The organism is Pseudomonas sp. R1-15, from assembly GCF_051132085.1.
In the GTDB taxonomy this organism is placed as follows: Bacteria; Pseudomonadota; Gammaproteobacteria; order Pseudomonadales; family Pseudomonadaceae; genus Aquipseudomonas.
In genome coordinates this window covers 5245330-5268500 of the sequence record NZ_CP071660.1, presented here as the reverse complement: position 1 = coordinate 5268500, position 23171 = coordinate 5245330, and the positions used below count along the sequence as shown (strand labels likewise).

Below are 23171 nucleotides of genomic sequence, written 5' to 3'. Positions count from 1 at the left end.
AGGTGCCGAGTGGTGGGGCAAAGCGTTTTTGCTTACTTTTGGCGCTTCTCCAAAAGTGAGCCGCTGTAAGAGCGGAACCATAAGCAGCCGTTACCGCAGCAACGGATATACACACATATCTAAGTCTCAAAGCCGGGAGCTCCATGGTCCAGACCCTAACCCCCCATCACCCCGTCCCAGCCCTCCCGCCCGAAGGCCTGATCGCCGTGATCGCCCCCGCCGGCCCGGCCCCATTGGACATGGAAAAAGCCATCCAATGGATGCGCGCCAGAGGCCATGATCTGCGAATCTTCCCCGGCGTCTACGAAAAAGACGGCTACCTGGCCGGCAGCGACGATACACGACTGAACGACCTGCACGCCGCCTTCGCCGACCCAGAGGTAAACGCGATCATCTGCCTGCGCGGAGGCTACGGCACCCCACGCCTGCTCGATCGCATCGACTTCGACCTCATAAAACGCAACCCCAAGCCCTTCGTCGGCTACAGCGACATCACCGCACTGCACTTGGCAATCAGCCGTTACGCCGGCTTCGTGACCTTTCACGGACCGTTGCTCAACGCCGACCTGCTGAGCGACAAGGAGCCCCCAACCGTCACGTCCTTTTTCAGCCTGCTGCGCGGCCAATTGAAGGCGGGCGACGTACTGAGCCATCCCGCAGCCTATCCATTGACCACCGTGGAACCCGGCGTTGCCCGAGGGCGCCTGCTGGGCGGCAATCTGTCGATGATCGCCGCAACCATGGGCACGCCCTACGAAATTGATGCCGAAGGTGTAATCCTGCTGGTCGAGGACGTCAATGAGCCGCTCTATCGCATCGACCGTCTGCTGACCCAATTGCGGCTGGCAGGCACCCTTGCGAAGCTGCGAGGCGTGCTATTGGGGGATGTCGCCGGTGTGGATGGCGATGCGCTGAACCGCTTGTTCAAGCAGACCTTCGAACCACTGCGTATTCCGGTGTTGTCCGGCTGGCGCAGCGGGCATTGCGATCCGAACCTGACGTTGCCGATGGGCGCGCTGGTGACGCTGGATGCGGGGGAGAAGAGGCTGGTGCTGGAGCAGGATGTGGTGGTCAGCCGCTAGTCTTGTAGCGCCTGCAAGTCAGTCATCGCGAGCAAGCTCGCTCCCACATTCGACCGAGTTTCCCTGACGGAACGCAGCCACTGTGGGAGCGAGCTTGCTCGCGATGGCGTCAGCCGCCATACATCGATTCAGCGACTACGCAACGCCTCCAGCAACTTGTGCGTCGGATACCCATCCGCCGGCCAGCCAAACGACTGCTGGGCGCCGCGGATCGCCTTGCGGGTGTTGGCGCCGATAATGCCATCAGGCGTGCCCGCATCGTAGTTGTGCTTGCCCAGCAGGGTCTGCAGTTCGATACGTTCGCTGCGGCTCAGTGGCAGGTCCTCCTTTGGCCACTGGCCGTAGACCAGGCCTGCGCCAGCGAAGCGCTGCGACAACAGCCCAACCGCCAAGGCGTAGGACGATGAGTTGTTGTACTTGAGGATGGCTCGGAAGTTATCGAATATCAGGAATGCCGGGCCGCGATGGCCTGCCGGCAGGAGAAGGGAAGCCGAGAGCTGTTTCTCATCCGGGGCAATCGGCAAGCCGCCATATTCGGAAACGCCCAGGCGCTCCCATTCGGAGACGGGCTTGCGAATCGTGCCGTCGGCCAGGGTGTAGTCGAAGCCTTCACCGAGCGACACCTCGAACCCCCACGGTTGGCCGCGCTGCCAGCCGGAGCTCTGCAGGTAATGCGCGGTCGAGGCCAGGGCATCGGTGGCGCTGCCCCAGATATCACGACGCCCATCGCCATCGAAGTCCACCGCATGGGTGTTGTAGGTGGTGGGAATGAACTGGGTCTGGCCCATGGCGCCGGCCCAGGAGCCGAGCATTTTTTCCGGGGTGATATCGCCCTGTTGCAGAATTTGCAGCGCGGCAATCAGTTGTGCGTGGGCAAAGCCCGGGCGCCGTCCTTCGTAGGCGAGGGTGGCCAGGGAATTGATCACTGACTTGGTCCCCTGGAACTGGCCGAAATTGCTCTCCATGCCCCACACCGCTACCAGCGCCTGGCGATCAACGCCGTAGCGCTGTTCGATGCTTTGCAGGATGTCGGCGTGCTGCTGGAGCAAGGCCTGGCCTTTGCGCACCCGCAAAGGTGACAAGGCGCCATCGAGGTATTCCCATACAGGGCGGCTGAATTCAGGTTGGCTGCGATCCGCCTTGATCACGCTCATGTCCGGGCTGACGCCGATAAAGGCACGGTCGAACAGGTCGGCCCGGATCCCGGCGGCCAGTGCTTCCTTGCGAAACCCGGCTTGCCATTCGGCGAAGGTCTGGGTCGGCGCAATATCCAGGTTCTCCCCGGTCGGCACTACGGGCGGCACGATGGCCGGTGCGGTCACGGCAGGCAGGGTCTTGAGCGGTTGGGCGTCGGCGGCGGTGGGTTTTTCAGCGCAGGCGACCAATAACGCAACGCTTGCGGAAGCTATCAATTGGCGCAGTGGCCAACGACGGGAAAGGCAAAGGGGCATGCACGGGTCCAGATAAACGAATCAAGTGCTGACCTTAACATGGGCAGGGGCTGTAGAGCTTGTTCGAGTGTTTCAAGCTGCCAGAAAGCAAGAAGCCTCCCAGTTGTCAGACTGGAAGGCTTCGCGGCGGTAGCTGCCTTTGCCCTTGGCGGGTCGTTCCTGGCGGCTGCGGAACAGGGGCTGGGCGACGATGGACTTGGCCTTGTTGGGGCCATGCCTGGATGGCTTTTTGCTCATGACGGGATCTCTCACAGGTTGGGTTTAGCGGGGCAGATGATGGGTCAGGGCTGGGGTTTTGTCCAGTCCCTGCGCTGTGCAGGATATGTCACCTGAATGAACGGCTTTTGTGGCGAGGGAGCAAGCTCCCTCGCCACAGGTACCGGTTTATTCAGCGGGTAATGACAGCCGTTGGCCGGCCATCAACAGCGACAACCGGCTCAGGCTCATCCACGGCGAGCCTGCGGCCTGGCCCTTGATCTGTGCGTCGATGCGCTGGGCTTCGAGCAGCAATTGCGCCCAGCGTGATGCCGAGTAACGTTGCAGCGCCTTGCTCATCAACGGTTTGCGTTTGTCCCATACCGGCGGCCGGGCCTGGCTGAAGGCTTTGTCCAGCGGCACGCCCTGACTGTATTGCAACGACAGGTTCGCGAGCAGGCGCAACTCCCGGGCCAGCGCCCAGAGAATCACTGGCGGTTCGACGCCTTCGCCCCGCAGGCCTTCAAGCATGCGCAAGGCGTGGGCGGCTTCACCGTTGAGGATAGCGTCGGTAAGCCCGAAGACATCAAAGCGTGCGCTGTCGGCCACGGCCGCCTGGACCGTTTCCACCGTAATCTGGCCACCCTCGGCCATCAGCTTGAGCTTTTCGATCTCCTGGGCGGCGGCCAACAGGTTGCCTTCGACCCGGGCAGCAATCAGCTCGACCGCGTCCTGGCTGGCCGACAGGCCGGCCTGGGACAGGCGCTGGCGGATCCAACTGGGCAACTGGCTGACATCCACCGGCCAGATTTGCACGAACTGAGTCTGCTGGCCTTCGACCAGTGCCTTTCCCCACTTGGTTTTCTGCGCGCTGCCATCGAGTTTCGGCAAGCTGATCAGCAATACCGTGTCCTCGGCGGGCCGCGAGCAATATTCGATCAGCGCGGCGGCGCCCTTGTCACCGGGTTTACCGGAGGGCAAGCGTAGTTCCAGCAGGCGTTTCTCGGCGAACAGCGACATGCTTGCCCCGGCCTGCAGCAGCGTACCCCAATCGAAGCTGGCGTCGGCGGCGAACACCTGGCGTTCGTCGAAACCTTGTTGGCGGGCGGCAGAGCGGATGGCGTCGGCGGCTTCCTGGCACAGCAGCGGATCATCGCCGCTGATGATATAGACGGGCGCGAGCGCGCCTTGCAGGTGTTTGCCGAGTTGAGCGGGAGCGAGCTTCATAGGCGCAGGCGAGCGGGGCGCCGGAGCGCCCCGCAAGGCTTATTGGGCCGGGATCTGCAACGGCGACTGTTGCGGGGTTTCCGCCTCAGCCTTGCGTGCCGCTTCCAGCGCTTCGGCTTCGGCCTTGGCACGGGCATTGGCGGTCTGTTGCAACTGGTCCAGTTGAGCCGGGCTCAGCTGTTGCAGGCGCAGCATCATGCGCTGGACCAGTTCACGGCGCATTTCGCCGCGTACTTCGACGGACTCCTGGTCGGAACCGGTGATGTTGTTGCCATCGTGCAGGTAGACCTTCTGCACCTGCAGCTTGTCATCCAGCAGCGACAGACCATTCTGGCCGCGGATTTCGTAGTTCAACACGTTGGTCAGCTCGTACTCGGCCGAACGACCGGCGCCGGCATAGCTGAGGCTGCGCTGGCTTTGCTGTTCGCTTGCCAATACCAGCTTGTACGGTGCGCCGCTGTAGACTTTCACACCGCTGTTTTCCAGGGTCTGACGCAGCATTTTCACGGTATCGCCATAAGCGTCCCGCGCGCTGAGGTCCAGTTCCTTGATGGCCAGCTCGGTGGTGCCAGTGCCGCGCAGCTGGAAGCCGCAGGCGCTCAACAGGACCGCCAGGCCCATAACCAGCAGATTACGTTTGATCATCTTGTTGCTCCCCTTGAAACCCAGGGGCCGACTGTGCGGCCCCGCAGGTCATATTCGGCGTCCGGCCGATGGCCTGGACGCCCGATCCAATTAGCTTGCGACGATATTGACCAGTTTGCCGGGCACGACGATCACTTTGCGGATCGTCAGGCCATCGACGAAGCGCAGTACGTTTTCGTTGGCGCGTGCGGCGGCTTCGACTTCTTCGCGAGTGGCGGCGGCCGGCATGTCGATCTGGCCGCGCAGCTTGCCGTTGACCTGGATGACCAGGGTCAGGCTGTCTTGTACCAGCGCTGTTTCGTCCACCACCGGCCAACCGGCATCGATCACCGGGTCGGCGTGACCTAATTGATTCCACAGTTCATGGCTGATGTGCGGGGTGATTGGCGCGAGCAGCAGCGTCACGGCTTCCAGGCCTTCCTGAACCAGCGCGCGATCCTGTTCGGTGTCTTGCGCGGCTTTTTCCAGCACATTCATCAGCGTCATCACTTGGGCGATGGCAGTGTTGAATTTGTGGTTCTGGCCGACGTCATGGCTGGCCTGCTTGATCGCCAGGTGAATCAAGCGACGAATGGTTTTCTGCTCGTCGTTCAGGCCGGCGAGGTCCAGTTTGCCCGGCAGACCCTGGTTGACGTGAGCCTGGGCCAGGCGCCAGACGCGCTTGAGGAAGCGGTGCGAGCCTTCGACGCCGGAGTCGGACCATTCGGCGCTCATGTCGGGTGGCGACGCGAACATCATGAACAGGCGGCAGGTGTCTGCGCCGAACTGGTCGATCATCGATTGTGGGTCGACGCCGTTGTTCTTCGACTTGGCCATTTTTTCGGTACCGCCGATTTCCACCGGCAGGCCGTCGGCGATCAGCTTGGCGCTGATGACCTTGGCTTTGCTGTCGCGTTCGAGCTCGACGTCGCTCGGGTTGAACCAGGTATAGGCACCATTGGCTTCGCGGCGATAGTAAGTCTCGGCGATCACCATGCCTTGGGTCAGCAGGTTCTTGAACGGCTCGTTGGAGCTCACCAGGCCTTCGTCGCGCATCAGCTTGTGGAAGAAGCGCGCGTAGAGCAGGTGCAGGATGGCGTGTTCGATGCCGCCGATGTACTGGTCCACCGGCAACCAGTGGTCGGCCGCGGATTTTTCCACCAGGCCGCCTTCATAATGCGGCGAGGCGTAGCGGGCGTAATACCACGAGGACTCGACGAAGGTGTCCATGGTGTCGGTTTCACGCTTGGCCGGTGCGCCGCATTTCGGGCAACTGCATTCGTAGAACTCGGGCATGCGTGCCAAAGGCGAGCCGGCGCCGTCGGGTACGACGTCTTCCGGCAGGACCACTGGCAACTGGTCTTCCGGTACCGGCACATCGCCGCAAGTGTCGCAATGCACGATCGGAATCGGGCAGCCCCAGTAGCGCTGGCGGCTGATGCCCCAGTCACGCAGGCGGAACTGGGTGCGCGAGGCGCCGAGGTTTTTCTTGATCAGCGCGACTTCGATGGCATCGAATGCGCCGGCGAAATCCAGGCCGTTGTACTCGCCGGAATTGATCAGCTCACCGTGCTCGCCATAGGCATCCTGCCATGGCGCCGGGGTCTGGTCACCGGCGCTGGTGCGCACGACCGGTTTGACTGGCAGGTTGTACTTGTGGGCGAACTCGAAGTCGCGTTCGTCGTGAGCCGGCACGGCCATCACGGCGCCGTCGCCATAGTGCATCAGCACGTAGTTGGCGACCCACACCGGCAGTTTCTCGCCGGTGAGCGGGTGTTCGACGAACAGCGAGGTCGGCAGGCCTTTCTTTTCCTGGGTGGCGACATCGGCTTCGGCGACGCTGCCGCCCTTGCATTCGGCGATGAACGCCTGCAGCTCGGGGTTGTTCTGCGCTGCGAGGGTCGCCAGCGGATGTTCGGCGGCCACGGCTACGTAGGTGGCGCCCATCAGGGTATCCGGACGGGTGGTGAAGACTTTCAGGGTGCCGGCCTCGCCAATGGAGGCGACGTCGTACGGGAACTGCACTTCCATGCCCCGGGACTTGCCGATCCAGTTGCGCTGCATGGTCTTGACCTGCTCGGGCCAGCCGGTCAGCTCGTCGAGACTCTCCAGGAGTTCATCCGCGTAGGCGGTGATCTTGAAGTAGTACATCGGGATCTCGCGCTTTTCGATCAGCGCGCCGGAGCGCCAGCCGCGACCGTCGATGACCTGCTCGTTGGCCAGTACGGTCTGGTCCACCGGGTCCCAGTTCACGGTGCCGTTCTTGCGGTAGATCACGCCTTTTTCGAAGAGGCGGGTGAACAGCCACTGCTCCCAGCGGTAGTACTCGGGCTTGCAGGTGGTGACCTCGCGAGACCAGTCCACCGCAAGGCCCAGGCTGCGCAGCTGGGTCTTCATGTAGGCGATGTTTTCGTAGGTCCACTTGGCAGGGGCCACGTTGTTTTTCATCGCGGCGTTTTCCGCCGGCATGCCGAAGGCGTCCCAACCCATCGGTTGCAGGACATTCTTGCCCTGCATGCGTTGGTAGCGGGAGATCACGTCGCCGATGGTGTAGTTGCGCACGTGCCCCATGTGCAGCTTGCCGCTGGGGTAAGGGAACATCGACAGGCAGTAGTACGTCTCCTTGCCTGGCTGTTCACTGACTTCAAAGGACTTTTGCTCGTCCCAGAACGATTGGGCGGCGGCTTCGATTTCACGGGGCTGGTAGTGTTCGTGCATGGCTACTTTTGTACTGAATGGGGTGGCCCAATCCTCTTCATTGCCATGCTGGACGCAGACGACGCCGGATGCGGCGTTTTCGATGCCCAGCCAGGCTGGAAGTGGAGTTACAGGAAGCGCCGTAGCATACATGACCGCGCTCTGCCGAGGGAAACCTTGATTGCGTGTCCAGGCGTTGCCGACCATTGCCGACGGCCGGCGTTCAGGGCCGTTGGTCGCGGCGTCCTGCCGGTTTGCCCAGCGAAGCTAAGCTTCTCAATGGGGAGTGAGTCTTATCTTCAATGAGGTGAGGGATGGTTGAATCACAACGAAAAGTCGCTACACCTGAGCTGTACGAAAAACTGATCGATCGTCTCGGGGTGGCCCTGGACGCGGCAAGAACCGCCGGTCGCTTGCGTGATGAACGCCCGGCAGAGCTGGAACTACGCGGCTTGAGCCCCGCAGAGTTCGAAGTCGTCAAGGCTTACCTTGAGCAAGTCGGGCACCAGGCCTCCTCCAGTGGTGTCCAGGCAAACAAGCGTCTCGATGCGCCCCGTCCGGCCAAGGTTGTCTGGCTCAAGGACCGGACGCCCGACAAGGATGCTGTAAAGGTCCGGTCGCTGCAGTTCAAGTGAAGCCGGATCCACGCGTGTCGCTTTTTTTTGATTCGGCTTTTTTCGAATCTGTTGTCGCATTGCGTCAACCCACCTAGGCTTCGGGCATCTTTGGAGATGCCCGATGCCGTTTCGTTATTTCATCAAACAACTTCTATTGCCGCCCGGCATTCTTTTACTGCTGCTGGCGCTTGCCTGGTGGTGGCGCGACTCCCGGCCGCGCCTGGCTCGCCTGTGTTTTGCGGCGGGCCTGGGTGGTTTCTGGCTGATGAGCCTGCCGGTGGTGGTGCAGTGGAGCGCCGGGGCATTGGAGCGTGAGCCGCCACTGCCGCGCAGTGAATGGGCGACCCTGGCTCAGCGTGCCGACGCCATCGTGGTGCTGGGGTCCGGTCGTGAACGTGGCGACCTGGCCTGGGGCACTGACCAGCCCACCGGTATCGGTCTGGAGCGCCAGCGCTATGCGGCGCGCCTGGCCAAGGCGTCCGGCCTGCCTGTGCTGACTACTGGTGGCTTGCACTATGGCACTCCGCCCAGCGAAGCGAAGCTGATGGCCGACGCGATGCTCGATGATCACGGGGTGACCGTACGCTGGCTGGAAGAGCGCAGCCGCACGACCTGGGAAAATGCCCAGATGAGCGCGCAGATCCTGTTGCCTGAAGGCGTCAAGCGCGTGGTCGTCGTGACCCAGGCCTGGCATATGCCACGCGCGGTCTGGAGCTTCCAGCGTGCGGGCTTCGAGGTGGTACCGGCGCCGATGGGGTTTCTCGGCCAGGATAATGCCCGGCCATTGGGCGGCTGGATGCCGGAGTTCAAGTCGATCTGGCAGTCGGGACAGTTGATGAATGAAGCGGTGGGGTTGGTAGGGTATTGGTTGTTCTACCGCTGACTTATCAAGGTGAACGCTATTGTGGCGAGGGAGCTTGCTCCCGCTGGCCTGCGAAGCAGGCCCCAGCAGTGCTCCAGATAAACCGCACTGTCCGGTTTTGCGACTGCTGCGCAGCCGAGCGGGAGCAAGCTCCCTCGCCACAGAGATATCCAGCCCTACAAGAGATGTGTCAAACGGTTTTTGCCATCCGTCCGGCCATCAACGCCCAGCCCAGCAGCAACACGCACAGGATGATCAACGGCCACGAACGCCATTGCAGGTAGGGCGTCAGGTCGTGCATCGGCACCACTTCGCCGTAGAGGATGCCGCGCTCGAACTGCGGGATGCTGACGGTGATCTGGCCTAAGGGGTTGATCAGGCCGGTCACGCCATTGTTGGTGGCACGAATCATCCAGCGGCCGGCTTCCAGCGCGCGCATCTGCGCCATTTGCAAATGCTGCAACGGGCCGATCGAAGTGCCGAACCAGGTGTCGTTGCTGATGGTCAGCAGCAGGTCGCTGCGCGCCGAAAGGCTGGCGGCGAATTCCGGGTAGACCACTTCGTAACAAATGAATGGAGCGATCTGGTAACCCTTGGCTTGCAGCAGCGGCTGGTCGGCCGGGCCCCGGGCGAAATCCGACATGGGCAAGTCGAAGAATGCGATCAGCCCGCGCAGCAGGTCCTGCAACGGCACGTACTCGCCGAAGGGCACGAGTTTCTGCTTGAGGTAGGTGCCATCGCCTTCTCCGGTCACGGTGATGCCGTTGAAGTAGCGTCTCTCGTGGCGCACCAGTTGGCGAATCGGCACGCCGGTGATCAGCGCCGAATGCCGCTCGGCGGCGAAGCTGCCCATCATGTCCAGGTAACCCTGGGCGGACTCCTTGAGCACCGGCACCGCGGTTTCCGGCCAGACCAGCAGGTCGACGCGCTTGGAGCTGAGGCTCATGTCGCGGTACAGCGCCAACTGCGCGTTGAGCTGTTCGGGGTCCCACTTCATGCTTTGTTCGATATTGCCCTGGATCGCCGCCACGCTCAGCGGGTCGCCCGAAGGACTGGTCCAGGCGTGACCCTTGAGCGCCATGCCGGCGACCCACGGACCGACCAGCAGCACCAGGCCCGCAGCAATGAAGCCCTTGCGCCCGGCGCGCAGCAGCCGGGGCACGTTGTACAGCAGCGCGGCGGTCAGGGCGAGGGTGAAGGATATCAGCCACATCCCGCCCAGCGGCGCGAGCCCCGCCAGCGGGCCGTCGAGCTGGCTATAGCCGGAATAAAGCCACGGGAAACCGGTCAGGAACCAGCCGCGGAAAGCTTCCTGGCCCAACCACAGCGCGGCGAAGGCCAGTGCGTCGGCCAGGGGCGCCTCGTTGCGCCGCAGCCAGCGCGCCCACAGCCAGGCGGGCAGGGCGAAAAACCAGGCGATGGCGGCGATGAACAACAGCATCAACAGACCGGCTAGCAGCACCGAGGCGCCGCCGAAGTTGTGGATGCTGACGTAGATCCAGCTGGTGCCGGCGCCAAACAGGCCGAAACCGAAACACCAACCACGGCCCAGGGCCTGGCGGGGCGAGAGTTCGCGCAAGCCGGCGTAGAACAACCCGACCGCGAGCAATGCCAGCGGCCAGATGTCGAAGGGTGCCAACGCCAGGGTGGTGATCGCGCCGGCCGCCACGGCCAGCAGGTTACCGGGCCAGCCGGGGCGGGTTATCCAGCGCATGTATTTCCTTAGCGGGTCTCGCAGGGGTTAACGGGCAATGGGTGACAGGCGCAGCAGATGGATCCGGCGACTGTCGGCATTCAGGATGCGGAAGCGCCAGGAGCCGATCTCGGTGGTTTCGTTACGCTTGGGCAGGTGCCCGAAAGCGCTCATGACCAGGCCGCCGACGGTATCGAACTCATCGTCGGAAAACTCGCTGTCGAAGAACTCGTTGAAGTTCTCGATGGGCGTCAGGGCCTTGATCAGGAAGTCACCGCTGGGCAGTGGCTTGATGTAGCTGTCTTCCTCGACATCGTGTTCGTCCTCGATGTCGCCGACGATCTGCTCAAGCACGTCTTCGATGGTGACCAGCCCGGCCACGCCACCGTATTCGTCGATGACGATGGCCATATGATTGTGATTGGCGCGGAACTCGCGCAGCAGCACGTTAAGGCGCTTGGACTCGGGCACGAAGGTGGCCGGACGCAGCAAGTCCTTGATGTTGAAGCTGTCGCCGTTCTCCTGGAGGATCAGCGGCAGCAGATCCTTGGCCAGCAGCACGCCCATGACGTCGTCATGGCTCTCGCCGACGACCGGGTAGCGCGAGTGAGCGGAATCGACCACGGCCGGCAGGAATTCGCGGGGAGTCTGGGTCGCCTTGATGCTGACCATCTGCGAGCGCGGGACCATGATGTCCCGCACTTGCAGGTCAGCGACCTGGATGGCGCCTTCGACGATGGCCAGCGCTTCGCTGTCCAACAGTTTGTTCTGGTGTGCATCGCGCAGCAGCTCCAGCAGCTCCTGGCGGTTTTTCGGCTCATGGGCAAAAGCCTGGGTGAGCTTGCCCAGCCATGACTTCTGCCCGTTGGTCGATCGATCTTCGCTCATAGCGATTACTCTGAATCCTTTGTCGTTACAGGTTGATGTATCAGTGTTCGTCGCCGGCATAAGGGTCGGGATAACCCAGCTCGGCAAGCAACGTTCGTTCCAGTGCTTCCATTTCCTCGGCTTCGTCATCTTCCATATGGTCGTAACCGAGCAAATGCAAGCAGCCGTGAATCACTAGGTGAGCCCAGTGGGCCTCAGGGGTCTTGTGTTGTTCCGCCGCTTCACGCTCCACCACGGGGACGCAAATCACCAGGTCGCCCAATAGCGGGATATCGAGCAGCTCGTCGGGCACGTCGGCGGGGAAGGACAGCACGTTGGTGGCGTAGTCCTTCTGCCGCCAGGTGTGGTTCAACTCGCGACCTTCGGCTTCGTCCACCAGGCGGATGGTCAGTTCCGAGTCGGCGCTACGCTGACGCAGGGCCAGTTCGCACCATTGACGGAACTGGGCCTCGCCGGGGGCTGCATGTTCGCTGGCCAGTTGCAGGTCGAGTTCAAGCATCGTGGCTGTTGCCCTTGGCGGCGGGCGCGTCTTCCTGGCGATTCTCGAAGCGTTCATAGGCTTCGACGATGCGCTGCACCAGCGGATGACGTACGACGTCCTTGGGCATGAAATGCGTGAAGCTGATGCCCGGGACATCCTTGAGCACCTGGATCACATGGTTCAGCCCGGACTTGGTGCCACGGGGCAGGTCGACCTGGGTGATGTCCCCGGTGATGACGGCGGTGGAGCCGAAGCCGATCCGGGTCAGGAACATCTTCATCTGTTCGACGGTGGTGTTCTGGCTTTCGTCGAGGATGATGAAGCTGTTGTTCAGGGTGCGGCCACGCATGTAGGCCAGTGGCGCAACCTCGATGACCTGGCGTTCGATCAGCTTGGCGACGTATTCGAAACCGAGCATTTCGTACAGTGCATCGTAAAGCGGGCGCAAGTACGGGTCGATTTTCTGGGAAAGGTCGCCGGGCAGGAAGCCGAGCTTTTCCCCGGCTTCGACCGCCGGGCGCACCAGCAGGATGCGTCGCACCTGTTCGCGCTCCAGCGCATCGACCGCACAGGCCACGGCCAGGTACGTCTTGCCGGTGCCGGCCGGGCCGATACCGAAATTGATATCGTTGGCGAGGATTTCCTTCACGTAGCGCTGCTGATTCAGGCCGCGCGGGCGAATCATGCCTTTTTTCGTGCGCAGGGCCACCGCAGCTTCCGCAGGGGCTGGGTTGTCGAGTTCCTCGACAGCCGATTCCTGCAGGAACAGATGGACCAGATCCGGCGACAGCTCGCTTGCCTTGGTTTCCCGATAGAGGCGGCGCAGCAGGTTTTCCGCGGAGGAGGTGTGCTTGGGTTCGCCGATCAGTTCGAACTGGTTTCCGCGGTTGCGGATCTCGATGGCCAGGCGCTGTTCGATCAAGCGCAGATGCTCGTCGAATTGCCCGCACAGATTGGCGAAGCGGCGAGCCTCGAAGGGCTCGAGAATGAAACGATGTGGTTCGATGGGTGCGTTCAAGGTCGTTTTTAGCCGCCCAGGGGCAATTAAGATGAAATCAAGGATAACGCCAGTAGGCTGGGTGCGAAAGCTCTTAAGCGGCGCAATCTGACAACAGGCTCGCCACGACCAGTGTAGGAGCGAGCCTGCTCGCGAAAGCGCTGTCACATCCAACCTCGATATTGACCGTAATAGCGCTTTCGCGAGCAGGCTCGCTCCCACATGGCGTGGTGTTGTTACTGGACCAGCGAGCCGCGCAGGGAGTGCGGTTGCGCGGCGTCGATGTGCACGTCGGCGAACTGGCCGATCAATGCCGGAGTGTCGCAGCGGAAGTTGACGATACGGTTATTCTCGGTGCGCCCCTGCAATTCGCCCGGGTCTTTTTTCGAGTAATCGGTCACCAGGATCCGCTGGATGGAGCCGACCATTTGTCGGCTGATCTCGAAACCTTGCTGGTTCAGGCGGTGTTGCAACGCGTTGAGTCGCTCCTTCTTCACTTCCTCGGGCGTCTCGTCCACCAGGTCCGCCGCCGGCGTGCCGGGGCGCTGGCTGTAGACAAAGGAATAGGAGAAATCGAAGCCCACATCCTCGATCAGCTTCATGGTCTGTTGGAAATCCTTCTCGGTTTCGCCGGGGAAACCGACGATGAAATCCGAACTGATGCAGATCCCCGGGACCGCCGCGCGCAGTTTGCGCAGCTTGGATTTGTATTCGAGCGCCGTGTGGTTGCGCTTCATGGCCGCGAGGATCCGGTCGGAACCCGATTGCACTGGCAGGTGCAGGTGCTTGACCAGTTCGGGGACCTCGGCGTGGGCCTGGATCAGGCTGTCGGAAAACTCCAGCGGGTGTGAGGTGGTGTAACGGATGCGGTCAATGCCGTCCACCGCCGCCACGACGCGGATCAGTTCGGCGAGGTCCGCCAGGCGACCGTCATGGGTCAGCCCGCGGTAGCCGTTGACGTTCTGCCCCAGCAGGGTCACTTCGCGCACGCCGTTTTCCGCCAGGTGGATGATTTCGGCAATCACGTCGTCGAAGGGGCGGCTGACTTCTTCGCCGCGGGTATACGGCACCACGCAGAACGTGCAGTACTTGCTGCAGCCTTCCATCACCGATACGTAGGCACTTGGGCCGTCGATACGCGGTTCGGGCAGGTGATCGAATTTTTCGATTTCCGGGAACGAGACGTCTACTTGCGGCAGCTTGGTAATGCGTGCGGCGTCGATCATCTCCGGCAGGCGGTGCAAGGTCTGTGGGCCAAAGACCACGTCCACGTAGGGCGCGCGGTCACGAATGGCCGCGCCTTCCTGGCTGGCGACACAGCCGCCCACGGCAATGACCATGTCCGGGTTGGCCAGCTTCAGTTCGCGCCAGCGGCCCAACTGGGAATACACCCGGTCCTGGGCGCGTTCGCGGATCGAGCAGGTGTTGAGCAGGATCACGTCCGCGTCTTCCGCGCGGGCGGTGACTTCCAGGGCCTGGTGTTCGCCCAGCAGATCGACCATGCGCGAGCTGTCGTACTCGTTCATCTGGCAACCGTGGGTTTCGATGTAAAGCTTCTTGGCCATGGACGGGTTCATCACGTGATTCAAAGAACCGCGCATTATAGGGAAATAGTGGCCTGTGTGGCTAATTCGCGCGAGCAGTGGCTATGCTATAGTTCGCGCCCTCATTTTTACCCGCCGATGTGTTTCGCCAGCCATGACCAAACGTGAAGCTCCAATCTACAAGGTGATTTTCCTCAATCAGGGCCAGGTGTTCGAAATGTACGCCAAACAGATCTATCAAAGTGATCTGTGGGGCTTCCTGGAGGTCGAGGAATTCGTCTTTGGCGAGCGCACGCAAGTGGTCGTCGACCCGAGCGAAGAAAAGCTCAAGGCGCAGTTCGAAGGCGTGGTGCGCAGTTTCGTGCCGATGCACTCGATCGTGCGCATCGACGAGGTCGAGCGCCTGGGCACGCCGAAAATCAGCGAGGCCCGTGGCGCGGTCGGCAATGTCATGCCGTTTCCGATGCCGATGCCTGAGAAGTAAGGCTCAACACCGAGTTGCTCCCAATCGCGAGCAGGCTCGCTCCCACAATGGATTGCTGGTGTACACAAATTTTGTGTTTCCAGGGATCCAACTGTGGGAGCGAGCCTGCTCGCGATGAGGCCATCCAGGCTGAAGCAATAATCAGGGCAGCGGCGAGAACGGCGTACGCCCGTCGGCGTTCTGCAATTCCATCAGGTATTTGCGAAAGATCTGTCCCAGCACCTGGGTCGCCACTTCCAGCTCGTCGCGGGGCATCTGCTCGGCGACTTCGTCGGCGGTGTCCAGTGCTTCTTCGGCGCCGTTGACCGCCGCCATCTTCAAGACGATGTAAGCCTGGACGTTGTTGGCCTGCACACCTTCGCCATGGAAGAACATGCCGCCAAGCTTGAATTGCGCCTGGGCGTGGCCTTGCAGCGAGGCTTTTTCGAAATAGTCGAGGGCTTGCTTGAGGTCGCGGGGCGCGGCCTTGCCGTCATAGTAGAACTCGCCCAGCTCATATTGCGCTTGGGCATCGCCCTCGTCGGCGGCTTTTCGACAGGCGTCGAGTGCCGGTGCCAGATCTTGTGGCTGGGTGTTGAGCGTGCAACGGCCCATCGCCGGGATCAACAACGAGTTGCCGCCTGCCTGTGCGTTGGCGAGCAGGGGCTGAAGGAGCAACAGGCAGCCCAAGGCAAGGGTGCGGCCGGTGCGGTTCATGGGAATCGACTTACCTCTGAGGGGCGCGTGGACCCTCCGGGGGATCCAATAAGCGCGCATTATGAAATAAGCAGGGCCATCCTTACAAAGTCTTTACTCGTTTTTCTGCTGCGAGGGAACGATAGCGGCCGCTTGTTGGGCAAATACCTGGAAAAAGGCATCCCGAGGCAATGGGCAATCACTGACGCTGGTGTCAGCCAGCGTCAGTCGTCCACACGTTTACTTCAGCGCAGCAAAGGCCCGCTCGGCAGCGTCGAGGGTGATCTTCAACTCGGCCTCGCCATGGGCGATGGAGGTGAAGCCGGCTTCGAACGCGCTTGGCGCCAGGTAGACGCCACCCTCGAGCATCAGGTGGAAGAAGCGCTTGAAGCGGTCGGCGTCGCTGGCCATCACGTCGTCGAAGGTCACGATGTCATCGGCGCCACTGAAGTACAGGCCGAACATGCCGCCGGCCTGGGTGGTCACGAACGGGATGCCTGCCGCATCGGCGCGTACTTGCAAGCCGTCGAGCAGGCGAGTGGTGAGGTCGCTCAGCTCGGCGTGGAAACCCGGACGGCTGATCAGGCGCAGGGTGGTCAGGCCGGCGGCCATGGCCAGCGGATTGCCCGACAAGGTCCCGGCCTGGTAGACCGGGCCCAGCGGGGCGATGCATTCCATGATCGCGCGCTTGCCGCCGAAGCAGCCTACCGGCATGCCGCCGCCGATGATCTTGCCGAAGGTGCTCAGGTCCGGCGTTACGCCGTAATGAGCCTGGGCACCGCCGAGGGCGACGCGGAAGCCGGTCATCACTTCGTCGAAAATCAGCACCACGCCGTGCTGGTCGCACAGGCTGCGCAGGCCTTCGAGGAAACCTGGCGCTGGCGGCACGCAGTTCATGTTGCCGGCCACCGGCTCGACGATGATGCAGGCCACTTCCTGGCCGACTTCCCCGAGCATTTTCTCGACTTCTTCGAGGTCGTTGAACGGCAGGGTCAGCGTGTGTTTGGCAAATGCCGCCGGTACGCCCGCCGAGCTGGGCACGCCTTGGGTCAGCGCGCCTGAGCCGGCCTTGACCAGCAGGCTGTCCGAGTGACCGTGGTAGCAGCCTTCGAATTTGATGATGCTGTCGCGCCCGGTGTAGCCGCGCGCCAGGCGGATCGCGCTCATGGTCGCCTCGGTGCCGGAACTGACCATGCGCACCATTTCCATCGATGGCACGATGGAGCAGACCAGATCGGCCATTTCGGTTTCCATCGCGGTCGGCGCGCCATAGGACAAACCGTGCTCCAGTTGTTTGCGCACCGCGTCCAGCACGTCCGGATGGCTGTGGCCGAGGATCATCGGGCCCCACGAACCCACGTAATCGACGTAGCGCTTGTCGTCTTCGTCGGTGACATACGCGCCCTCGGCGTGCTTGAAGAACAGCGGGGTGCCGCCGACGCTCTTGAACGCACGAACAGGTGAATTCACGCCGCCGGGGATGTGTTTCTGAGCGTTGGCAAACAGGGTTTCGGAACGGGACATGGTAGGGCTCTCGAAATCGGGAAATGACTATTTGGTTTGCAGCAGGTCGTTGAAGGCGCGGGCGCGGCGCGTCACCTCAGCCGTGCTGTCGGCGCCGAACAGGCCATGGACCACCGCGAGCAGGTCGACGCCATGGGCCACCAGCGGGGCGGCGTTTTCCAGAGTGATGCCGCCGATAGCGCACACCGGTATATGCAATTTGATGCGGGTCTGTTCGAGCAGTTCAAGGTTTGCCGCGGGCGCCCCGGGCTTGGTATTGGAATTGAAGAAGCGCCCGAACGCGACGTAGCTGGCGCCTTCCCGGACGGCCTGTTCGGCCAGTTCCAGGCTGGCGTGGCAAGTGGCGCCGACGATTGCCTTGTGCCCCAGCAACGCCCGCACCGGCGCCAGCGGGCCATCGGTCTGGCCCAGGTGGACGCCGACGCCGAGGCGTGCGGCCAGTTCGGCGTCATCGTTGATGATCAGTTGGGTCTTGTAGCGCTCGCACAAGTTGCGCAGTGCCTCGGCCTCGCGCAAGCGCCGAGCCTCGTCGCTGCTTTTGTCGCGGTATTGCAGCAGGGTCACGCCACCTTCCAGCGCGGCTTCCACATAGGCGAGGAACTTGCCGGCCAGCAACTGGCTGTCGGTGACGGCATAAAGGCCACGTAATTTCATTCCACGGCTCCTTTGCTACGAGCAGAAATCCAGCGGCAGGCGACGCGGGACGAACTGGCCTTTGCCCAGTTGTTCGGCATCGCGCAGGGTTCGCCAGGTGTAATCCAGCGCGGTCTTCACCGCGCTGGCGAGCTGTTCACCCTGGGCCAGCCGGCCGGCCAGGGCGCTGGCCAGGGTGCAGCCGGAACCGTGATAGCTGCCGGGCAAGCGCTGGCAGGTGAAGGTCTCGCGGCGTCCGTCGCGGCTGTACAGGCGATTGTGGACTTCATGTTCATCGCCGTGACCGCCGGTGATCAGCAGGTGCTTGACGAAGGGCAGCAGTTTTTCGGCGCATTCATCGGCGCTGCCTTCCGGCAGTTCGGCGAGAATGCGTGCTTCAGGAAGGTTGGGCGTGGCGATGATCGCCAGCGGCAGCAGGCGCTCGCGCATGGCGTAGCCGACTTCATCCTTGCCCAGCCGTCCGCCACCACCGGCGCGCAGCACCGGGTCGCAGACCATCGGCAGATGTGGATGCGCCTGGAGCAGCTCGACCACGGTGTCGACCATTTCCAGCGAACCGAGCATCCCCAGCTTGACCGCCGCGACGGGCGAATCGTTGAGCACGGCATTGGCCTGGGCCATTACCCACTCGCGATCGAGTACGCGGAAATCGCTGACATTGACCGTGTCTTGCACGGTCAACGCGGTAACGGCCGGGGCGGCATGACAACCCTGGGCGAGCAGGGCTTCGATATCTGCCTGCAAGCCGGCGCCACCACTGGGGTCGTGGCCGGAGAGACAGAGGACAACGGGGCGGGAGTTGTAGATATTCATGGTGCGCGAGCTTATCACCAAACCCCATTTATCGGTGATCGGGCTCTGAGGGTTTTACGCGACGTTTCCTGCTGGAGACTGTTTTTGTGGCGAGGGAGCTTGCTCCCGCTGGGGCGCGAAGCGACCCCGAGATCTTGCGGTCGCTACGCAACCGAGCGGGAGCAAGCTCCCTCGCCACGAATGGCCCGCCAGTACCAACCTGACCAAAGCAACAGCTCTATCTCAACGCTTGGCGCTGAGACGCCCGTGCTAGAGCCTTTTGTCGGAAAAATTTCAATGGTGCAAATTGGCCATCAACGGCTATGCTACGGATGGATCCAACCAATAACAGGTAATGCCGGTTTTACGTCTACTCAGGGAATGGGGGGCTTCCTGACTCAACCGGACAGGCCACGCTGGGGCTTTAATGCGCTATTTGCTGATGTTGCTGCTGTGCTTGTCCCCCTTGGCAAGCGCCCTTGAATTCGATGAATCTACCCGAAGCCTGCCTTTGGGCCATGCCTTGCAGGTGTTTGAAGACGCCAGCGGCACGGCCACCCTCGAGGATGTCCTGGCCCAGGCCGCGGCTGGGCGCTTCAAACCCCACGACCAGGCCACGCTGAACGCAGGGTATTCGCGCTCGGCGTTCTGGCTGAAGATCGACTTGCACTACCGCCCGGGCAATCCCGGCGCCCAGCGCACCTGGCTGCTGGAGTTGGCGTATCCGCCGCTGGACCGCCTGGACCTGTATCTGGCCGATGCGCAAGGTGCCTATCGCCTGGTTCGCCAGACCGGCGATGCCTTGCCGTTCGCCAGTCGCGAGGTGCGCCAGAACAACTACCTGTTCAGCCTGGATTTCCAACCCGATCAACGCCAGACCGTGTATCTGCGCCTGCAAAGCCAGGGCTCGATCCAGGCTCCGTTGACGCTCTGGTCAAGCACCGCGTACCTGGAACAGCAGCCGGTGCGCCTGTATGTGCTGGGCATCATCTACGGCGTACTGCTGGGGATGCTGGTCTACAACCTGTTCATCTACCTGAGCGTGCGCGACACCAGTTACCTCTATTACATTTTCTATATCGCCTCGTTCGGCCTCTATCAATTGTCGGTCAACGGCGCGGCGGTTGAGTATTTCTGGCCGGACAACCCCTGGTGGGCCAACGCCGCGACGCCGTTTTTCATTGGTTGCGCGGGGGTGTTTGGCAGTCAGTTCGCCCGCAGCTTCCTGCAAACCGCCCAGCACAGCCGCTGGCTCGACCGATTGCTGCTCGCGCTGATTGCCTACGGCGCGGTGGTGGTGGGCCTGTCGTTGATGACCAGCTATGCGCTGGCGCTGCGCCTGGCGACGGCGCTGGCCCTGGTGTTCACCGTGGTGATTTTCGCCGCCGGCTTGTTCGCCTGGTGGCGAGGGCTACGGGTGGCGCGTTACTTCATTATTGCCTGGTCGGCGTTTCTGCTGGGGGGCGTCGTCAATACGATGATGGTGTTGGGTTACCTGCCGAACATCTTCCTGACCATGTATGCCAGCCAGATCGGCTCTGCCATCGAGGTGGCGCTGTTGTCCCTGGCCCTTGCGGACCGCATCAACGCCATGCGCGAACAGCAGGCGCAGACGCTGTTCGACGCCGGGCAGAAACTCGAAGTGCTGAACCAGCAGTTGGCTCAGGGCAACAAGCTCAAGGACGAATTTCTCGCCACGTTGACCCATGAGTTGCGCACGCCGATGAATGGTGTGATCGGTTGCCTGGAACTGATGGAAACCGTCGAGATGGACGAGGAACTCAGCCAGTATCAGCAGACCGCAGCCGGTTCGGCGCGGGACATGATGCGCATGGTCAACGGCATGCTCACCCTCACCGAGTTGCAGGCCGGCAAGCTCAAGGTGTATCCGGCGCCGTTCAGCCTGCGCAGTGTGATAGAGGCCCTGCAGGTGCAGTTTGGCGCCAACGCGGCGGGCAAGGGCCTGGATTTCAAGGTCGACGTAGCGCCCGGCCTGGCGGACCGTTTGTTGGGTGACAGCGGTAAATTGGCCCAGTGCCTGGAATGCCTGCTGGACAATGCCATCAAGTTCACCCGCGTCGGTGGCATCGCACTGCGGGTCAGTGGCCGGACGTCGGAGCTCGATCGCCTGGTGCTGTCTTTCGCCGTGATCGATACCGGCATCGGCTTTACCGATCTTGGGGAGGCGACCCTGTACCAGCGTTTCTTCCAGCTCGACGGCTCGATGACCCGCGAATACGGCGGCCTCGGCGTCGGCCTGGCGATTTGTCGGCAACTGGTCGAATTGCTCGGCGGGCGCCTGACCCATACCTCGGAGCCGGGGCGCGGCAGTCGTTTCCAGCTGGACGTGGAATTTGACATCGCATTGCCTGTGGCCGTCCCGGCAACGTTTCCTGGCAGCGCACGCCGGGCTGCGCGCTTGCCCCAGGATTGCACGGTGCTGCTGGCCGACGACAACAACATCGACGAACTGGTGATGCGCGGCATGTTGCTCAAGCTTGGCTACCGAGTACGTACCGCCGACAGTGGCCGCGCGGCGCTGGAGCTGCTGCAGGGCGACAGTTTTGACGCGGTGCTGCTCGATTGCCAGTCGACACCATCGGATGGGGTGTCGGTCTGCTGTCAGATCCGCGCGATGTCAGGTTGCGAGGACTTACCCGTGCTGGTGGTCAGCCCGAACGTGGACCAGGCGCATTGCCCTGCGGGTAGCCTGATCGATTACCTGAGCAAACCGGTGAAATTCGAAGCACTGCAGGCGATTCTGCAACGACGGGTACTTTGTCCGAAACAGGGTGAAAGCGCCGGTATTTAGGCGGATATGCCACTTTGATCGGCCAGGAGGCGGTGCTTAACTGACCTCTGCTGGCCGACCAAGGAGCCCCGTCATGAACCTGCACCAGTTCGCCGAAACCCACGACGTCACCAATCAGCCGCCGTCCCTGGATGGCGCCAACCTGTACCGTATCGACCTGCCGCTGCAAGAATGGTCGCGGCGTTTCGGCGCAGGGTGGGCACAGGCGCGGATCGACGCCTACGGTGCTCTGGCCGGCGGACCGTTGATGGAGGCGGGGTTCCTGGCCAACCAGAACAAGCCGATATTTTCCAGCCACGACCGTTACGGCCATCGTATCGACCTGGTGGAATTTCATCCTGCCTATCACGAGCTGATGCGCACTGCCATCGAACATGGCCTGCCCAGCCTGCCGTGGGCCCACCCGCAACCTGGCGCCCATGTCGCCCGCGCCTCGATGACGTACCTGCACAGCCAGGCCGAAGCCGGCACCGGTTGTCCGTTGACCATGACCTTTGCCAGTGTGCCGGCCCTGCGCCTGCAACCGGACCTGGCCGAGCGCTGGGTGCCGAAAGTGCTCGCCACCGAATACGATCCACGTAACGTCGGCATGGCCCACAAGGCCGGGGTCACTCTCGGTATGGCGATGACCGAGAAGCAGGGCGGCACCGATGTGCGCGCCAACACCACCAAGGCGTATCCGGTAGGCGCCAGCGGCCCGGGCCAGGCCTATGAGCTGGTGGGCCACAAGTGGTTCTGTTCGGCGCCGATGTGCGATGCCTTCCTGACCCTGGCCCAGACCGACAAGGGCCTGACCTGCTTTTTGCTGCCGCGCCACCGCCCGGACGACACCCGCAACCAGTTCTACATCCAGCGTTTGAAAAACAAACTCGGCAATTGCTCCAACGCCTCCAGCGAGGTGGAGTTCCGTGGTGCGCTGGCCTGGATGGTCGGCGAAGAGGGCCGAGGCGTGCCGACGATCATCGAGATGGTCGCCATGACCCGCTTCGATTGCATGGTCGGCTCCAGTGCCCTTATGCGCCAGGCCCTGACCCAGGCCAGTCACCATTGTGCGCACCGCAAGGTCGGCGGCAAGTTGTTGATTGAGCAGCCCCTGATGCAGAACGTACTCGCCGACCTGGCGCTGGAAAGCGAAGCTGCGTTGGCGCTGAGCTTGCGCATGGGCCGGGCGCTGGATCATCTGAACGATGAGCATGAAGCCAAGTTCGCCCGGCTGGTGACGGCGGTGGGCAAATACTGGATCTGCAAACGCGCCCCGGCAATGATCAACGAGGCGGCCGAGTGCATGGGCGGTGCCGGCTATGTCGAGGACAGCATCCTGCCGCGCCTGTACCGCGAGGCACCGGTCAATTCGACCTGGGAAGGCTCCGGCAATGTGCAATGCCTTGACATCTTGCGCGCTCTGTCCAAAGAGCCGGGCGTGTTGGAAGTGCTGTTCGACGAACTGGGCGACGGCCATGGGGACAATCGCCTGGCGACCCATATCGACCGGTTGCACGCAGCGTTCAAGGACACCGATGACATCCAGTATCGTGCCCGGCAATTGACCGAAGACATCGCCGTCGGCCTGCAAGCCAGGCTGTTGCTGGAAGCGGGGAACAGCGACGTCAGCGATGCCTTCATCGCCAGCCGGCTGGGTACCACCGGCCGGGTCTACGGCGCGTTGCCCCGCGGCCTGAATGTCGAAGCCATTGTCGCCCGCTCGACCCCGCACGGCTTCTAAACAACCCATCCCCCTGCTCGCGAAGGCGTCGGTACATTCAGCATCGATGTTGCCTGATACACCGCTATCGCGAGCAAGCTCGCTCCCACAGTGGACCTGTGCAGCACGCAACTTCTGAGTAAACATCAAACCCTGTGGGAGCGAGCCTG

The 23171-nt window shown here is 62.4% G+C and carries 20 protein-coding genes; 6 read left to right on the top strand and 14 right to left on the bottom strand.

The features are described from left to right. Nucleotides 1-143: 143 nt before the first annotated feature. Nucleotides 144-1082 (top strand): S66 peptidase family protein, encoded by a 939-nt coding sequence (locus tag J3P97_RS23780; protein WP_434672887.1) that lies wholly within the window; start codon nt 144-146, stop codon nt 1080-1082. A 128-nt stretch (nt 1083-1210) separates the two neighbouring features. On the opposite strand, the gene J3P97_RS23775 is transcribed toward J3P97_RS23780, so the two are convergent. From J3P97_RS23775 to leuS, 5 genes are all read right to left on the bottom strand, one after another. Then, nucleotides 1211-2533 carry a lytic murein transglycosylase gene (locus J3P97_RS23775; protein WP_434601916.1) on the bottom strand — a complete coding sequence of 441 codons (1323 nt, stop codon included), beginning with the start codon at nt 2531-2533 and terminating at the stop codon, nt 1211-1213. A 72-nt stretch (nt 2534-2605) separates the two neighbouring features. Beyond that, nucleotides 2606-2770, bottom strand: a complete 165-nt coding sequence (gene arfA, locus J3P97_RS23770; protein ID WP_030140368.1) for an alternative ribosome rescue factor ArfA — start codon at nt 2768-2770, stop codon at nt 2606-2608. Between the two features lie 147 nt (nt 2771-2917). Beyond that, a complete protein-coding gene (holA, locus tag J3P97_RS23765) occupies nt 2918-3955 on the bottom strand; it encodes a DNA polymerase III subunit delta (RefSeq protein WP_434571617.1) in 1038 nt (345 codons plus the stop codon). A gap of 39 nt (nt 3956-3994) precedes the next feature. Further along, nucleotides 3995-4600: an LPS assembly lipoprotein LptE gene (lptE, locus tag J3P97_RS23760; RefSeq protein ID WP_434601915.1), complete on the bottom strand. Its 606-nt coding sequence runs from the start codon at nt 4598-4600 to the stop codon at nt 3995-3997. Nucleotides 4601-4690: 90 nt separating this feature from the next. After that, entirely contained in the window at nt 4691-7297 is a 2607-nt protein-coding gene (gene leuS, locus J3P97_RS23755) for a leucine--tRNA ligase (RefSeq protein WP_434672886.1), read from the bottom strand. Nucleotides 7298-7590: 293 nt separating this feature from the next. Between leuS and J3P97_RS23750 the strand changes: the two genes are divergently transcribed. After that, nucleotides 7591-7911, top strand: a complete 321-nt coding sequence (locus J3P97_RS23750; RefSeq protein WP_434571622.1) for a hypothetical protein — start codon at nt 7591-7593, stop codon at nt 7909-7911. 103 nt (nt 7912-8014) lie between these two features. Next, nucleotides 8015-8776: a YdcF family protein gene (locus tag J3P97_RS23745; protein ID WP_434672885.1), complete on the top strand. Its 762-nt coding sequence runs from the start codon at nt 8015-8017 to the stop codon at nt 8774-8776. Nucleotides 8777-8945: 169 nt separating this feature from the next. On the opposite strand, the gene lnt is transcribed toward J3P97_RS23745, so the two are convergent. The 5 genes from lnt to miaB all read right to left on the bottom strand — a co-directional run bounded on the left by lnt (nt 8946) and on the right by miaB (nt 14379). Continuing rightward, the gene (gene lnt / locus J3P97_RS23740) at nt 8946-10469 is read right to left on the bottom strand and encodes an apolipoprotein N-acyltransferase (RefSeq protein ID WP_434672884.1); all 1524 of its coding nucleotides are present in this window, start codon (nt 10467-10469) and stop codon (nt 8946-8948) included. Nucleotides 10470-10496: 27 nt separating this feature from the next. After that, nucleotides 10497-11336 (bottom strand): HlyC/CorC family transporter, encoded by an 840-nt coding sequence (locus tag J3P97_RS23735; RefSeq protein WP_186610826.1) that lies wholly within the window; start codon nt 11334-11336, stop codon nt 10497-10499. 40 nt (nt 11337-11376) lie between these two features. Beyond that, a complete protein-coding gene (gene ybeY / locus J3P97_RS23730) occupies nt 11377-11835 on the bottom strand; it encodes an rRNA maturation RNase YbeY (protein ID WP_434672883.1) in 459 nt (152 codons plus the stop codon). Then, entirely contained in the window at nt 11828-12835 is a 1008-nt protein-coding gene (locus J3P97_RS23725) for a PhoH family protein (RefSeq protein ID WP_434571629.1), read from the bottom strand. Before J3P97_RS23725 ends, ybeY begins: the two co-directional genes overlap by 8 nt. Before the next feature lie 215 nt (nt 12836-13050). Further along, the gene (miaB, locus tag J3P97_RS23720) at nt 13051-14379 is read right to left on the bottom strand and encodes a tRNA (N6-isopentenyl adenosine(37)-C2)-methylthiotransferase MiaB (RefSeq protein ID WP_434672882.1); all 1329 of its coding nucleotides are present in this window, start codon (nt 14377-14379) and stop codon (nt 13051-13053) included. Between the two features lie 133 nt (nt 14380-14512). Between miaB and J3P97_RS23715 the strand changes: the two genes are divergently transcribed. Next, a complete protein-coding gene (locus tag J3P97_RS23715; RefSeq protein ID WP_003185742.1) occupies nt 14513-14842 on the top strand; it encodes a DUF1820 family protein in 330 nt (109 codons plus the stop codon). A gap of 141 nt (nt 14843-14983) precedes the next feature. Here J3P97_RS23715 and J3P97_RS23710 read toward each other — a convergent pair whose 3' ends face one another. The 4 genes from J3P97_RS23710 to J3P97_RS23695 all read right to left on the bottom strand — a co-directional run bounded on the left by J3P97_RS23710 (nt 14984) and on the right by J3P97_RS23695 (nt 18508). Further along, nucleotides 14984-15538, bottom strand: coding sequence for a tetratricopeptide repeat protein (locus tag J3P97_RS23710; RefSeq protein WP_434672881.1), 555 nt, complete (start codon nt 15536-15538; stop codon nt 14984-14986). Nucleotides 15539-15757: 219 nt separating this feature from the next. After that, entirely contained in the window at nt 15758-17041 is a 1284-nt protein-coding gene (gene hemL, locus J3P97_RS23705) for a glutamate-1-semialdehyde 2,1-aminomutase (RefSeq protein WP_434672880.1), read from the bottom strand. 27 nt (nt 17042-17068) lie between these two features. Continuing rightward, nucleotides 17069-17695: a thiamine phosphate synthase gene (gene thiE / locus J3P97_RS23700; RefSeq protein WP_434571635.1), complete on the bottom strand. Its 627-nt coding sequence runs from the start codon at nt 17693-17695 to the stop codon at nt 17069-17071. A gap of 15 nt (nt 17696-17710) precedes the next feature. Then, complete coding sequence (locus J3P97_RS23695; protein ID WP_434655446.1) at nt 17711-18508, bottom strand: hydroxymethylpyrimidine/phosphomethylpyrimidine kinase; 798 nt, start codon at nt 18506-18508, stop codon at nt 17711-17713. Nucleotides 18509-18914: 406 nt separating this feature from the next. On the opposite strand from J3P97_RS23695, the gene J3P97_RS23690 reads away from it, so the two are divergent. Together J3P97_RS23690 and J3P97_RS23685 are read left to right on the top strand one after the other, a co-directional pair. Next, entirely contained in the window at nt 18915-21299 is a 2385-nt protein-coding gene (locus tag J3P97_RS23690; protein WP_434672879.1) for a hybrid sensor histidine kinase/response regulator, read from the top strand. 73 nt (nt 21300-21372) lie between these two features. Then, the gene (locus tag J3P97_RS23685) at nt 21373-23022 is read left to right on the top strand and encodes an acyl-CoA dehydrogenase family protein (protein ID WP_434672878.1); all 1650 of its coding nucleotides are present in this window, start codon (nt 21373-21375) and stop codon (nt 23020-23022) included. The last annotated feature ends 149 nt before the right edge of the window (nt 23023-23171 follow it).

Excerpts from the sequence above, each read along its gene's own strand:
- J3P97_RS23780 (WP_434672887.1), top strand. The coding sequence starts at position 144 with ATGGTCCAGACCCTAACCCCCCATCACCCCGTCCCAGCCCTCCCGCCC.
- J3P97_RS23775 (WP_434601916.1), bottom strand. The coding sequence starts at position 2,533 with ATGCCCCTTTGCCTTTCCCGTCGTTGGCCACTGCGCCAATTGATAGCT.
- arfA (WP_030140368.1), bottom strand. The coding sequence starts at position 2,770 with ATGAGCAAAAAGCCATCCAGGCATGGCCCCAACAAGGCCAAGTCCATC.
- holA (WP_434571617.1), bottom strand. The coding sequence starts at position 3,955 with ATGAAGCTCGCTCCCGCTCAACTCGGCAAACACCTGCAAGGCGCGCTC.
- lptE (WP_434601915.1), bottom strand. The coding sequence starts at position 4,600 with ATGATCAAACGTAATCTGCTGGTTATGGGCCTGGCGGTCCTGTTGAGC.
- leuS (WP_434672886.1), bottom strand. The coding sequence starts at position 7,297 with ATGCACGAACACTACCAGCCCCGTGAAATCGAAGCCGCCGCCCAATCG.
- J3P97_RS23750 (WP_434571622.1), top strand. The coding sequence starts at position 7,591 with ATGGTTGAATCACAACGAAAAGTCGCTACACCTGAGCTGTACGAAAAA.
- J3P97_RS23745 (WP_434672885.1), top strand. The coding sequence starts at position 8,015 with ATGCCGTTTCGTTATTTCATCAAACAACTTCTATTGCCGCCCGGCATT.
- lnt (WP_434672884.1), bottom strand. The coding sequence starts at position 10,469 with ATGCGCTGGATAACCCGCCCCGGCTGGCCCGGTAACCTGCTGGCCGTG.
- J3P97_RS23735 (WP_186610826.1), bottom strand. The coding sequence starts at position 11,336 with ATGAGCGAAGATCGATCGACCAACGGGCAGAAGTCATGGCTGGGCAAG.
- ybeY (WP_434672883.1), bottom strand. The coding sequence starts at position 11,835 with ATGCTTGAACTCGACCTGCAACTGGCCAGCGAACATGCAGCCCCCGGC.
- miaB (WP_434672882.1), bottom strand. The coding sequence starts at position 14,379 with ATGGCCAAGAAGCTTTACATCGAAACCCACGGTTGCCAGATGAACGAG.
- J3P97_RS23715 (WP_003185742.1), top strand. The coding sequence starts at position 14,513 with ATGACCAAACGTGAAGCTCCAATCTACAAGGTGATTTTCCTCAATCAG.
- J3P97_RS23710 (WP_434672881.1), bottom strand. The coding sequence starts at position 15,538 with ATGAACCGCACCGGCCGCACCCTTGCCTTGGGCTGCCTGTTGCTCCTT.
- hemL (WP_434672880.1), bottom strand. The coding sequence starts at position 17,041 with ATGTCCCGTTCCGAAACCCTGTTTGCCAACGCTCAGAAACACATCCCC.
- thiE (WP_434571635.1), bottom strand. The coding sequence starts at position 17,695 with ATGAAATTACGTGGCCTTTATGCCGTCACCGACAGCCAGTTGCTGGCC.
- J3P97_RS23695 (WP_434655446.1), bottom strand. The coding sequence starts at position 18,508 with ATGAATATCTACAACTCCCGCCCCGTTGTCCTCTGTCTCTCCGGCCAC.
- J3P97_RS23690 (WP_434672879.1), top strand. The coding sequence starts at position 18,915 with ATGCGCTATTTGCTGATGTTGCTGCTGTGCTTGTCCCCCTTGGCAAGC.
- J3P97_RS23685 (WP_434672878.1), top strand. The coding sequence starts at position 21,373 with ATGAACCTGCACCAGTTCGCCGAAACCCACGACGTCACCAATCAGCCG.